12 protein-coding genes and 1 pseudogene are annotated in these 12496 nt (G+C 66.1%); 5 read left to right on the top strand and 8 right to left on the bottom strand.

Annotated features, from left to right (window positions below):
* The first annotated feature begins 2 nt into the window (after nt 1–2).
* Complete coding sequence (locus tag ACZY1I_RS11030; RefSeq protein ID WP_463755083.1) at nt 3–611, top strand: hypothetical protein; 609 nt, start codon at nt 3–5, stop codon at nt 609–611.
* A 90-nt stretch (nt 612–701) separates the two neighbouring features.
* Here ACZY1I_RS11030 and ACZY1I_RS11035 read toward each other — a convergent pair.
* Nucleotides 702–1769, bottom strand: a pseudogene (locus ACZY1I_RS11035) (cytochrome P450); the annotation flags it as partial.
* Between the two features lie 105 nt (nt 1770–1874).
* Here ACZY1I_RS11035 and yaaA point away from each other — a divergent pair.
* Nucleotides 1875–2630, top strand: a complete 756-nt coding sequence (gene yaaA / locus ACZY1I_RS11040; RefSeq protein ID WP_463754436.1) for a peroxide stress protein YaaA — start codon at nt 1875–1877, stop codon at nt 2628–2630.
* Here the strand turns inward: yaaA and ACZY1I_RS11045 are convergent.
* Nucleotides 2627–3718 carry a PPE family protein gene (locus tag ACZY1I_RS11045; protein ID WP_463754437.1) on the bottom strand — a complete coding sequence of 364 codons (1092 nt, stop codon included), beginning with the start codon at nt 3716–3718 and terminating at the stop codon, nt 2627–2629. The genes yaaA and ACZY1I_RS11045 overlap by 4 nt on opposite strands.
* Before the next feature lie 70 nt (nt 3719–3788).
* Entirely contained in the window at nt 3789–4214 is a 426-nt protein-coding gene (gene lpqS, locus ACZY1I_RS11050) for a putative copper homeostasis (lipo)protein LpqS (RefSeq protein WP_463754438.1), read from the bottom strand.
* A 119-nt stretch (nt 4215–4333) separates the two neighbouring features.
* On the opposite strand from lpqS, the gene ACZY1I_RS11055 reads away from it, so the two are divergent.
* Both ACZY1I_RS11055 and ACZY1I_RS11060 read left to right on the top strand, forming a co-directional pair.
* The gene (locus ACZY1I_RS11055) at nt 4334–5776 is read left to right on the top strand and encodes an NAD(P)/FAD-dependent oxidoreductase (RefSeq protein WP_463754439.1); all 1443 of its coding nucleotides are present in this window, start codon (nt 4334–4336) and stop codon (nt 5774–5776) included.
* A gap of 9 nt (nt 5777–5785) precedes the next feature.
* On the top strand, nt 5786–5971 hold the full coding sequence (locus tag ACZY1I_RS11060) for a hypothetical protein (protein WP_463754440.1): 186 nt from the start codon (nt 5786–5788) through the stop codon (nt 5969–5971).
* Here the strand turns inward: ACZY1I_RS11060 and ACZY1I_RS11065 are convergent.
* The 3 genes from ACZY1I_RS11065 to purT are packed head-to-tail and all read right to left on the bottom strand — an operon-like array spanning nt 5968 to nt 8766.
* Nucleotides 5968–7188, bottom strand: coding sequence for an O-succinylhomoserine sulfhydrylase (locus ACZY1I_RS11065; protein WP_463754441.1), 1221 nt, complete (start codon nt 7186–7188; stop codon nt 5968–5970). The genes ACZY1I_RS11060 and ACZY1I_RS11065 overlap by 4 nt on opposite strands.
* A gap of 19 nt (nt 7189–7207) precedes the next feature.
* Complete coding sequence (locus ACZY1I_RS11070; RefSeq protein ID WP_463754442.1) at nt 7208–7624, bottom strand: rhodanese-like domain-containing protein; 417 nt, start codon at nt 7622–7624, stop codon at nt 7208–7210.
* A complete protein-coding gene (gene purT / locus ACZY1I_RS11075; RefSeq protein WP_463755084.1) occupies nt 7621–8766 on the bottom strand; it encodes a formate-dependent phosphoribosylglycinamide formyltransferase in 1146 nt (381 codons plus the stop codon). Before purT ends, ACZY1I_RS11070 begins: the two co-directional genes overlap by 4 nt.
* A 439-nt stretch (nt 8767–9205) precedes the next feature.
* On the opposite strand from purT, the gene ACZY1I_RS11080 reads away from it, so the two are divergent.
* Nucleotides 9206–10495, top strand: coding sequence for a PPE family protein (locus ACZY1I_RS11080; protein WP_463755085.1), 1290 nt, complete (start codon nt 9206–9208; stop codon nt 10493–10495).
* An 8-nt stretch (nt 10496–10503) separates the two neighbouring features.
* On the opposite strand, the gene ACZY1I_RS11085 is transcribed toward ACZY1I_RS11080, so the two are convergent.
* Together ACZY1I_RS11085 and ACZY1I_RS11090 are read right to left on the bottom strand one after the other, a co-directional pair.
* Nucleotides 10504–11154, bottom strand: coding sequence for a PaaI family thioesterase (locus tag ACZY1I_RS11085; protein ID WP_463754443.1), 651 nt, complete (start codon nt 11152–11154; stop codon nt 10504–10506).
* Nucleotides 11151–12449, bottom strand: a complete 1299-nt coding sequence (locus ACZY1I_RS11090) for an adenylosuccinate synthase (protein ID WP_463754444.1) — start codon at nt 12447–12449, stop codon at nt 11151–11153. The genes ACZY1I_RS11085 and ACZY1I_RS11090 overlap by 4 nt, the downstream gene beginning before the upstream one ends.
* Between the last annotated feature and the right edge of the window lie 47 nt (nt 12450–12496).

The raw sequence follows: 12496 nt of genomic DNA on the forward strand, positions 1-12496 counted from the left end.
CCATGAAACTCGTTGCGCGCGTTGTCGCTATTGCCGCGGTGTCCCTGACTGCGTTGTCGTTGACGCCCTCCGCCGCAGCCGATCCGGCCGCCACGTTGCCGCCGATGACGCCCACCGGCAGCGGGCCCGTCGTCGGCGGCGGTAGCTCCGCTGCGGTGTCGCAGCAGCTGTACAGCTTTAAGGACCCCAACGTTCAAGAGGTCGACGGCAACGACGCCGTCGGATTCATCAACGCCGCAGCAGGTCTCGCGGATCGCAACCTTGCCACCGTCTTTCAGCCGTTGCAGCGGGCCCTGGGATGTCAGACGAACGGGGCCGGCTTCGGGGCACGCGCGTATCGACGCGCCGACGGCCAGTGGGGCGGCGGCATGCTGGTGATCGTCAAGGCCAACGTTTCTAATGTGGACGCCCTGCGAGAGTGCGTGAAGGGCAGTTGGCGCCGCGCGACCGTGGGCACGCCCACCTCGATGTGCAACAGCGGCTGGAGCTATCCGCCCTACACCGGCCGCAAAACCGATGGCTATTTCGTCCTGCTGTCCGGAACCAACTCGGACTTCTGCACCGGCCCCAATGCGAACTACCGGACCAACGCGAGTTCCTGGCCCACGTAGAGCGCGGGGGCAACGCAGCGGCCGCACCCAATGTGAAGCTGGCTTCACGCTCGACGAGCACCTAGGCCCAGTACGCTTTCGCCGCATGAAAGCTGTTGTGGTCGGCATCCGCTGTCCCTCATCGAAACACGCCTTGGTCCAGCTCAACCGGGACATGTCGTCGAACGTGGGCAGCGCGCCGCCGAGCGCATCGACCTCCTCATACAGCTTGGCCAACTGGTCGGGGTTGCCCAGCAACAGAGCGACCGTCCAGGTCAGCGCCGCCCCGGTGGGGTCGTATGCGCCGCCGAGCAGGCCGACGATCTCGGCCGCCAAATCCGCCCTGGAGATGGCAGAGCCATCCTCGTAGCGGGCATCGAGCAGAGTGTCGAGAAAGTCCGGCGTTTCCAGCGGGTTGGCTTTGCGGTCCTTGATCATCCGTCCGACCAACCGGTAGATCCGCGCCAGTGCCGACAGCAGACTCGATTTCCCTTGTCGCGGAAGGAGATTAGGAAAAGGAACCATCAAGGTGGTGAGGCCGAGCAGACCGGTGATCGCCCGCATGTCGGCATCCAACCGGCGGAGTTCCCGCTCACCGATCGACGCGGAGAACAGGGTCCGTAGATACACCTTCAACGTCGTCAGGGAGATCTCATATTGCAGATCCACCTGCTGCCCCGCCACTGCCCAGGACGACCACCGGCTCAATCGTTCGTCGAACTCACTGCAGAAGATGTCGGCCATCGTCACCATGTGCCGACGGGTGAACATCGGCATCAGCATCTTGCGGCGTTCCCGCAGTTTCGGGCCTTCCAGCATGATGCTGTTGGCTCCGATGAGCTTCAGCAGCGGGCCGAGCAGGTCGTACCGGCTGTACAGCCCGTCGGAATCATCCATGAATTCGTGCAGCAGGTCGGGGTGGGTCACCGCGACCATGTCCAGGACCGGCATCGGAATGCGGAAGATGTCACCGTAAGTGGCGGCACCGCGGCTGATCAGCGCGAAGGGGTCGCGCCGCAGTTCGAAGAAAGAGCCGACGACCGGCAGCCCCTTAGGCCCCGGCGGTAGCGGCGCAGGACGTCCGTACCCTCGTGCGGCGCCCAGCAAAGTCGGCACCGACAACCGGGTCGGCCACAGCGGGTCTTCCCCGAGCGCGCCGACCACACTGAGCCGGTACATCGGCTCATCGGCTGCGTCAACGCGTCTTCAACCTTTCCTTAGGCATGCCTAAGTTACACATACTAAGCGGGCCGACCGGAACGCCGTCGGACTAAGGTCTGCCCCGTGATCGTGCTGCTGCCGCCATCGGAGACCAAACGAGGTGGGGGCGACGGACCCGCACTGCGACTGGATCATCTCGGCAACCCGGAACTGGGCTCGCTGCGGTCTGCGCTGGTAGACGAACTCGTCGATCTCGCGTCCAATCCCGCGGCATGCCGATCGGCACTGGGCATCTCTCCTTCGCAAGACGCGGAGATTGAGCGCAACGCCACGCTGCGAACCGCGCCGACCCTGCCGGCCATCCGTCGCTACACGGGAGTTCTTTATGACGCACTGGATTTCGATTCGCTGCGCGGCGCGGCGGCAGGGCGTGCGCGTACTCGGCTGGCCATCGGATCGGCATTGTTCGGTCTGCTTCGGGCGGACGATCAGGTGCCCGCCTATCGGCTCTCCGCCACTTCGAAATTGCCCGGGAAACCTTCGCTGGCGACCCGGTGGCGGCCGCTGCTCGAGCCGGTGCTCACCGAACTGGCCGCCAACGACTTGATCGTCGATCTGCGCTCGGGCTCGTATGTGGGGCTGGGCCGGCTCGCCACCGCCGTCAGCGTCGACGTACTGGCCGAGCATCCCGACGGCCGTCGGACCGTGGTCACGCATTTCAACAAGGCCCACAAGGGCCACCTGGCCCGCGCTCTGGCCACAACGCGAGCCGAGCCCGACAGTGCCGCCGCAGTCGCTGCCGTCGGTCGCAGAGCCGGCATGAACGTCGAGCGCCGTGGGAACGACCTGACGGTGATCGTTCCTGCGATAGCCCGCTAGCCGCCAGCCTCGAACCGCGGGACCATAGTGAGGCGGAAGCCGTCCGGCAGCGCGGGCCGCCAACCCGCACTGCTGGCGGAATTTTCGCCGCGGGTGGCAGCGGTGATCGGCAGCCCGCCCATCATGTTCGCCGCCGCACCGGTACCCGCTTCCGGCACAGTCGCTGCACCGAATCCCGACCCCTGCCCGCCAATTACGCTCGCCGGCGCCGCCGCCCAACTCGTCGGTACCGACAACTGGCCGAGCGACGTCGCTCTGCCAACCTCGGCGACAACGCCCGGTCCAGCCGCGCCCGGCCCGACAGCGATCGGCGCCGACACCGCGGCCAGTTCCGACGAAGCGACAGTTGAAGACCCGAGCGCATCAGCCACCGAACTCAGTGACGACATCGCCGACGTCAACGAACTCACCATCGAGGTGCCGGTGCTGGCCGGCGAGATCACCGAGCTCACCGCGTCCATGGGATCCGCGAGCTGTCGCAATGCCTGGGGCACCGCAGCCGTCAGGCGTGCCAGCGCCGATGCCTGATCGACGGCCAGCGCCTGGTTGGCCGGCCCAGCCGCGTTGGCCACCTCGGGCGGCGGCGCGAACTCCGGCAAGGTCGCCGCGACCGCGGACGAAGCCGCATAGCCGTACATGGCTGCCGCATCCTGGGCCCACATTTCGCCGTAGTCCGCTTCGGCGGCCGCGATCGCGGGCGTATTGACACCCAGCACGTTGGTTGCGGTCAGCACCAGCACCAACGCACGATTGGCCGCTATCAAAGGCGGGGGGACGGTAGCCGCAAACGCCGATTCGAAGGCCCCCGCGGCAGCCAGCAGTTGGCGGGCCGTCTGTTGCGCTTGGGCCGCTGTGGAACTCAACCAGGCAAAGTACGACGTCGCAGCTGCCGTCATCAACATCGATGCCTGGCTGAGCCAGCCGTCACTTGCCAGCGCGGCGACAACGGTGTTGCCTCCGCTGGCCGCGGCGTAGAGCTCGTCGGCCAGGGCGTCCCAAGCTGACGCGGCGGCTAGCATCGACCCAGCGCCGGGGCCTGTGTACATCCGTGCGGAGTTCATTTCTGGTGGAAGAGCTCCGAAATCCATTGTCCTGTCACCTCAAAGTCGGTTGCTGTCTGCGTGGTCGCTGAGGAGCGCGCCGAGGCGCGCCGAATGATCAGCGGCGAGATACGCAGAACCGGGCCAAGCGGGCTTGACCACTTAGAGGTGCGAAGTAGCGACCGGGCGGACCCCGGACTGCCGCGGCAACCAGACCGACAAGCGCGGTGACAACAGCCGCCGGTGTCACGATCGTCGCGCCGAGCAGGGCCGGTCCTACTGCGTGCTCGACTGCCGCCGCCAACAATTTCGCCGGGCATGCCGATGTCGTGTCGTCGTCGGGCAGGTGCGCGGAACCGGAATCGGGTGTGATCACCGATTGGCGTGCGACGGCAGAAGACTCGTCGAGCGCGTGCAGCGCAAAACGCGGCAGCCCGCAGTGGCCGCTGGCGGCTCCGAGCAGCAGCAAAGCGACGACGGTGACCGCGAGCGCGGATGTCCGGCACGACGTGGGTCGCCCAAGCGACCCACGTCCGGCATCCATCGTCCCAATATATACCCCATAGGGGTATATAGACAGGCTTTGGCCACGTAAACATTCACCTTTGCCCGGTGGAGCCGTACGGTGTACATGCGCCGCACTGGCCAGACCAAAGGAGGACCATGACGCCCCCATCCAGCGAACTGTCGACCGGCGGCCAACGCCACCGTGTCGTCATCATCGGAAGTGGGTTCGGCGGCTTGAATGCGGCCAAGAAACTCAAGCGGGCTGACGTCGACATCACCCTGATCTCGAAGACGACCACCCACCTGTTCCAGCCGCTGCTGTACCAAGTGGCCACCGGGATCTTGTCCGAGGGCGACATCGCCCCGACGACCCGGCTGATCCTGCGCAGGCAGAAGAACGTGCGGGTGCTGCTGGGCGACGTCATCGCCATCGATCTGAAGGCCAAGACGGTCACATCGAAATTGATGGACATGGACACGGTGATCCCGTTCGACAGTCTGATCGTGGCATCCGGCGCGCAACAGTCCTACTTCGGCAACGATCATTTCGCCACCTATGCACCCGGCATGAAGACCATCGACGACGCCTTGGAGTTGCGTGGCCGCATCCTGGGCGCATTCGAGGCCGCGGAGGTCAGCACTGACCCGGCCGAGCGGGAACGTCGCCTGACCTTCGTCGTGGTCGGCGCCGGACCGACCGGCGTTGAGGTGGCCGGGCAGATCGTCGAACTCGCCGAACGCACGCTCGCCGGCGCGTTCCGGACCATCACACCCAGCGAATGCCGGGTGATCCTGCTCGACGCCGCGCCGTTGGTATTACCCCCGATGGGCGAAAAGTTAGGCGGCAAAGCACAACGGCGGCTGGAAAAGATGGACGTCGAGGTCCAGCTCAACGCAATGGTGAGCGCCGTCGACTACAAGGGCATCTCGGTGAAAGAGAAGGACGGCACCGAGCGCCGCATCGAATGCGCCTGCAAGGTCTGGGCCGCCGGCGTGCAGGCCAGCCCGCTGGGCAAGATGGTCGCCAGCCAGTCCGACGGCACCGAGACGGACCGCGCTGGACGGGTCGTCGTTGAGCCGGACCTCACCGTCAAGGGCCATCCGAACGTCTTCGTGCTCGGCGACCTGGCGTCGGTACCCGGGGTTCCGGGGATGGCACAGGGCGCGATTCAGGGTGCGCACTACGCCACCAAGTTGATCAAGAACGCCGTCAAAGGCAAGGACGACCCGGCGACTCGCGAGCCGTTCAAGTACTTCAACAAAGGCAGCATGGCGACGATCTCGCGGTACAGCGCGGTCGCGCAGGTCGGCAAGCTGGAGTTCGGCGGCTTCATCGCCTGGCTGGCGTGGCTGGTCCTGCACCTGGCGTACCTGGTCGGTCACCGGAACCGGGTTGCCGCCTTGTTCTCCTGGGTGATTTCCTTCGGGGGCCGCACGCGCGGACAGATGGCCATCACCAGCCAGATGATCTACGCGAGATCGGTGATCAATTGGATGACGGAAGCCCAAGCTCAGGGGGCACTGGCAGCTGCCGAAAAGGCCGAGCAGGCTGAACGGGCCGGCGAGGCCTTGCAGAGCGAACAGAAGGCGGCGGGTTAGCCAGCCCCCGTGCCAGGGCACCGCGGGTTGTTCGGCGACGGCGGGGACGGCGGCAGAATCGCCGGCGGCAGGGGTGGCGCGGGCGGTAACGCTGTCCTGTTCGGCAATGGCGGCCACGGCGGGGTGAGCGTTGGATCGCCTGGTCTCAACGGCGCCGGCGGAACCAAAGGGCTGCTCTACGGCACGCCGGGTTAACCCAAAGCCTGGTCGATATCGTCGATCAGATCGTCGGTGCCTTCCAGGCCGACCGAGATGCGCACCACGCCGTCACCGAGCCCGATGGCGGCGCGACCTTCCGGACCCATCGCGCGGTGCGTGGTCGTCGCCGGATGCGTAACAAGGGATTTCGTGTCGCCCAGATTGTTGGAGATGTCGATCAAGCGAAGTTTGTCCAGCACCTGGAAGGCGCGCTGCTTCGCTTTGCCTTCGGGGGCGTCCAGCTCGAAGGTGAGAACCGTACCGCCACCGGTCATCTGACGCTTGGCGAGATCATGCTGCGGGTGCGACGGCAGGAACGGATAACGCACCCAGCTCACCGCGGGATGGTCCTGCAGAAACTCTGCGATGCGCTGCGCTGAGTTGTTGCTGTACTCAACCCGAACCGCAAGCGTCTCAAGGCCTTTGAGCATCACCCAGGCATTGAAGGCGCTCATCGCGGGGCCGGTGTGCCGCATCAGCTTCTGCACCGGGCCGTCGATGTACTCCTTGTCGCCCAGAATGGCGCCACCGAGCACCCGGCCCTGACCGTCGATGTGCTTGGTACCCGAGTACACCACGACGTCGACCCCGAGCGGGAACCCTTGCTGCAGAAGGGGTGTCGCAAAGACGTTGTCCAGCACCACTTTTGCACCCGCGGCGTGTGCCATCTCGGTGACCGCCGCGATGTCGACCAACGATTGCATCGGGTTGGACGGCGTCTCGAAGAACACCGCCTGGGTGGGCACCGATAGGGCCTGCTCCCACTGCGAAAGGTCGTCACCGTCGACGAAGACGGTCTCCACCCCCCAGCGCGGCAGGATTTCGTTGCACACCACGAAGCACGACCCGAACAGGCTGCGTGCCGCGACCAACCGGTCCCCGGCCCCCAGCAAGGCGCCTAGCGAGACGAAAACCGCGGCCATCCCGCTCGCGGTTGCGAAGGCCGCCGGTGCTCCCTCGATCAGGCGCAACCGCTCCTGGAACATGTTCACAGTCGGATTGCCGTAGCGGGAGTAGACGTAGTGGTCGACCTCGCCGGTGAATGATTGCTCGGCGACGGATGCCGACGGGTACACGTAGCCCGACGACATGAACAGCGCCTCGGAGGTTTCTTCGAACCCCGACCGGGTCAGCCCACCCCGCACGCCGATGGTGGCCTGGCCGACGCCGTCGGGCAGTGCCTTGGGCGTGCGGATCGAGTCGCTGTCAGTCATTCGTGCTTCACCCCTGCTATCAGCCCTGTTTCCAGGGCAGCCCGACCGCGCGCCAGCCCGAATCACCGCGGTGCCCCTGCGCATCGAGTTGACCTTCAAAGCCGTCCAGCACGTTGTAAGACGGCGCAATGCCGGCCGCGGTGGCGACTTCGGCCGCGCCAATGGAACGGTTGCCCGAGCGGCACAGGAATACCACCGGCCGGTCCGCTTCACCGGAGGGGAGCTTGTCCTGCAGCTCGGCGAGGAAGTCGTTGTTGTGCTGTCCGTTCGACTTATTCCATTCGATGTAGACCACATCGCGGCCCAGACTCGACAGATCCGGGACTCCGACGAACCGCCATTCGGCATCGGTCCGCACGTCCACCAGCACGGCCTCTGGGTTGTCGGTCAACAATTTCCAAGCCTGGAGCGGCGTGATATCTCCTGCATAACTCACGCGCGAGAGTCTCGCACATTTAGCCGGGTGGCGACCTGTCGGGCGCGGTCACGGGCGGTGGACACGTCCGGCGCGGTGGCCAGCGCCAGCCCCCACTTCGGCGGCCCGTCGGTGCCTTCCGGGTCGAACACACGCAGGTCGCTTTCCGGCACGGCGAGCGCGGCGGCGAGTACGTCACCATTGGGCGCGGCCCCCGGCGCGGCCGGGCCATGGTCGATCACCCGCGCTGCCCCCGGGGAAACCATCATGGCGTCCACCGCTACCCCCAGGATGGCGCGGGCCTGCAATTCGAATGCCGAAAGTCGCTGGCTGCGCAGCGTCACCCAGGCGCTGTCCCGTGGACCCACGGCGACCTCAGCGAAGTACACCTCGTCGCCGTTGATCATCAACTCGACACTGAAAGCTCCGCGCCCACCCAGCGCCTTGACGATACGGGCGGCAATTGATTTGGCCGCATCAAGTGCCGCCGGGCTCATTTGCTGGGGCTGCCAGGATTCCAGGGCGCCCGTGTCGTCGCTGCGGTGCCCAATGGGGCTGCAGAACTCGATGATCGGACCCGACGAGCTTTCGCTGCGCACAACGATCAGCGTGACCAAAAACTCGACCTCGACGATCGTCTCCACCCAGACCCGACCACTCCCACCCGCAGTCACGCGTTCCCAGGCTCCCGCCACCTCACCGGCATCCCGAACCACGGCTCGACCCCGACCCTGCGGTCCGGTGGCAGGTTTGACCAACAACGGGAAACCCACGTGGGCGGCCACGGCCTCGAGTTCGGCGCGCGATTCGACAAACCAGAACGGCGCAGTGGGCAGGCCGAGTTCGTCGGCGGCCAACTTGCGCAGGCCTTCCCGATCGGCGGTCAGCCGCACACCGCGGGCACTCGGTACCAGTTCTGCGTCCCCGGCGTCGAGGCCGTCGACAGCAATCAGGTCGACGGCGTCGGCGAGGGTCACCACGAAGTCGGGTTGAAGCCCCTCCAGCGTTGCGGTGAGCTCGTCGGCGTTGGTCAAGCTATCGGCGTCGGCGGTGAACACCTCCGCGCCCAGTCGTTGCAACGCAACCGTCAGCTCCCGGCCGGACTCGTCGGATCCCAGCAGCAGTACTCGGGGCCCGACGTCGGCATCATCAACTTCGTCCAACGGCTCGAACGGCGCGGCGGGCGCCGGGGCGGGGATGGTCCCGACGGGGAAAACAGTGGTGGCGCCACCTTCAGCCGCCGCTGGGCGCTCTTGGTCGCCGGTCTTATCCTGCTGTTCAGCCAAACCGTCGGTCACCAGCTCACCCCCTCGCTCGGTAGTAGTCCGGCACTGGTCGAAGCCGCCTGCGGACTCAAGGATATGTGCGCCTGTGAGAACGACGCGTCTCGACTCATCAAATGAACTTTTGTGAAACTCTGCTTTACCGAGGGTGAACGAATCCCGTTCCAGAATTACTTGAGGAGAAGCTCATGTCATTCGTGACGACCCAGCCGCATATGCTGAGTGCCGCCGCGAGCGACTTCGCGAGCACCGGCTCGTATGCAGTCACCGAGTCCCTGAACACCGCCGAAGGCCCGGGAGGGGCGCCCCGATGTTAGGCATGGAGTTCAGCGCACTTCCCCCCGAAATCAATTCGGCCAGAATCTATTCCGGTCCTGGTTCGGCTCCGCTGATGCAAGCCGCGGCAGCCTGGGAGCGGTTGGCCAACGAGCTGAACGCGACGGCGCAGTCCTATGCCTCGGTGATTTCCAATCTCAACGGTCAGCAGTGGCTGGGTCCGTCGTCGCTGTCGATGGCCGCCGCGGCGGCACCTTACATGGCCTGGATGCGGGCGACCGCCGCCCAAGCGGAGCAGGCAGCTAGCCAAGCCCTGTCCGCCGCCGCCGCATACGAGGCGGCGTACGCGGCGACGGTGCCGCCAACGGCGATCGCATCCAACCGCACCACCACGAGGGCGCTGGCCCAGACCAATATTTTCGGGCAGAACACGCCGGCGATCGCGACCGGCGAGGCCGACTACGGCGAAATGTGGGCCCAAGACATCGTCGCGATGTCGAGTTACGCCGGGAATTCGGAAGCCGCCGCTCAGTTGGCGCCGTTCACCCCGCCACCGGGGACCACCAACGAGAGCGCTCTGGCCGTCGCAGCGCCCGCTGCCCCCGTTGCCGATGTGGCGGATGACATCGCGACAATCTTGAACGCGTTGCCAAATCCATTCGAGGATCTCGACATTCTGGTGCTCGCCACAGCGGGCCTCGCGGGCGCCAGCTTGATCGTCGCGTTGGGGCAGTTCAGCGAACAGGTACGCAGCGACGAAATGCAGGAAGAAGAACTCGAAGAGGGCAATGAGCTCGAAGAGGACGAGATCTTCGAAGGCAGAGGGAGCGCTCCCGAGCTGCCGCCGATTGTCGGCCGGGGTCAGTTCGCAACGAGGATGCCCGGCGCAGGGGCAGCTGCATTCTCCGGCACTTCAGCCGGTATCGGCGGCCTCTCGGTTCCGCAGAGTTGGTTCATGCCTCCGGCGGTGCGCCAAGTCGCCGCAATGTTCCCGGGCACGACTCCCATAGTGATGACAGGCGACGAGTCCGACGGCGGCTACGCGGCCATGGCGGTGGCCGGCTTGGCCGGCACCAGCCTCGCCGGCCTGGCGGCGAGGGGTTCATCGTCGACCCCAGCGGAGCAACCCACCCTCGCAGGCGGCAAGGGTGGAAGTCCGGCGGCCACCCGGCCCGCGGCCAACACCCCGGCGATCCCGGCCGCCGCCGCGGCAGCACAGTTTCCTGGCCTGCCCCAGGGACTACCACCCGGCGTGGTGGCCAACCTCGCGGCGACGCTGGCGGCGATACCCGGGGCGACCATCATCGTGGTGCCGCCGAATCCGAATCAATAGCCCGCCAACTAAGGCTGGCCGGGCAACAACCGCACCATCAGGCCGTTGCCTTCGGCCAGCACGGTTTCGTCACCGTCGACCAGTTCTGCGGACACGAACGCTTTGCGGCCCTCGGTGCTGGCGACCCGCCCACGAATGACCAGCGGCGTGTCGATCGGGGTGATCTTGCGGTAGTCGACGTGCAGGAACGCCGTTCGGCTGATCGGGCGATTGGCAGCGTGCGAGATCATGCCGAACATGTGGTCAAACAGCAGCGGCAGCACTCCCCCGTGCACGGCCATGTTGCCCCCGACATGGAACCGGCTGAAATATCCGGTCATCTCGACGCCGTCCGGCCCATAGCGGGTCAGTGTCCACGGCGGCATCAGCAGACTGCCCATGCCGGGCAGATCCGGCGTGCGCCCGGCGGGTGCCATGCCCTCACTGGCCTGAAACGGCCCTAACAACTCCACCAGCGCCGCCGCGTGTGCGGCCGCCTGGTCCCAGACGTCGTCATCCGGGTTGGCCGACACCGCCAGATCCTGCACCCGGCGCATGGACGTCACGAATTGGCGGAAACCCGCACCCGGATCAGCCGCGCCGTATTCCGGGAAACCGCCGTGGTGTTCGTAGTCGGGATCGAGTGCTGTGGGATCAGGGCTGGGATCAGAATCCGTCACGGCCGCGCTGCCAGGACATCGCGGCGCACAATGGTCTGGTCCCGTCCCGGACCGACGCCAATGCACGAAACATGCGCCCCGGCAAGCTCTTCCAGCCGCAGCACATAATCGCGGGCTTTGGCGGGCAGGTCGTCGAATTCACGTGCGTCGGAGATGTCTTCCCACCACCCGGGCAGTTCCTCGTAGACCGGTTCGGCGCGGCACAGGTCGCTCTGGGTCATCGGCATCTCCGGGGTCTGCTTCCCGTCGATCTTGTAGCCCACACACACCGGCACCGTCTCGAGGCTGGACAACACGTCCAGCTTGGTCAGGAAGTAGTCGGTGATGCCGTTGACCCGGGTGGCGTAGCGCGCGATGACGGCGTCGAACCAGCCGCAGCGGCGGCGCCGGCCGGTCGTGACGCCGAACTCACCGCCCGTCTTGGACAGGTATTCGCCGTTCTCGTCGAACAACTCGGTCGGGAACGGGCCGGAACCCACCCTGGTCGTGTAGGCCTTGAGAATTCCGAGCACCGCACTGATCCGGGTCGGACCGATACCGGACCCGACGGCGGCGCCACCAGCGGTCGGATTCGACGACGTGACGTACGGGTAGGTGCCGTGGTCAACGTCGAGCAGGGTCCCCTGCGAGCCCTCCAACAACACCGTCTCGCCGGCCTCCAGCGCGGAGTTGAGCAGCAGCCTGGTGTCGGCGATGCGGTGCTTGAATCCTTCTGCCTGCTGCAGCAGCGCCTCGACGATCTGGTCGTGCTCGAGCGCCTTGCGGTTGTAAATCTTCACCAGGATCTGGTTCTTGAGCTCCAGCGCGGCTTCGATCTTGTGCGCCAGCTGGTCGGGGTCGAGCACGTCGGCCACCCGAATCCCCATCCGGGCGATCTTGTCCTGATAACAAGGCCCGATGCCCCGCCCGGTGGTGCCGATCTTCTTGCTGCCCATGTAGCGCTCGGTGACCTTGTCGATGGCCACGTGGTAGGGCAGCAGCAGGTGCGCGTCGGCCGAGATGAGCAGCTTGGACGTGTCGACGCCGCGGTCTTCGAGCCCCTTCAGCTCGTCGAGCAGAACGCCGGGGTCGATCACCACCCCGTTGCCGACGACGTTGGTGACCCCGGGCGTCAGCACGCCCGACGGGATGAGGTGCAGGGCGAAGTTCTCGCCGGTCGGCAGCACCACAGTGTGGCCGGCGTTATTGCCGCCCTGGTAGCGCACGACCCATTGAACTCGGCCACCGAGCAGATCTGTGGCCTTACCTTTGCCCTCGTCGCCCCATTGGGCGCCGATGAGGACGATTGCCGGCATGACGCGCTCCCACCTGGTCTGGCGGGTTCCGCCCGCTTATTGTGGTC

Source organism: Mycobacterium sp. IDUB_37 (assembly GCF_055419245.1).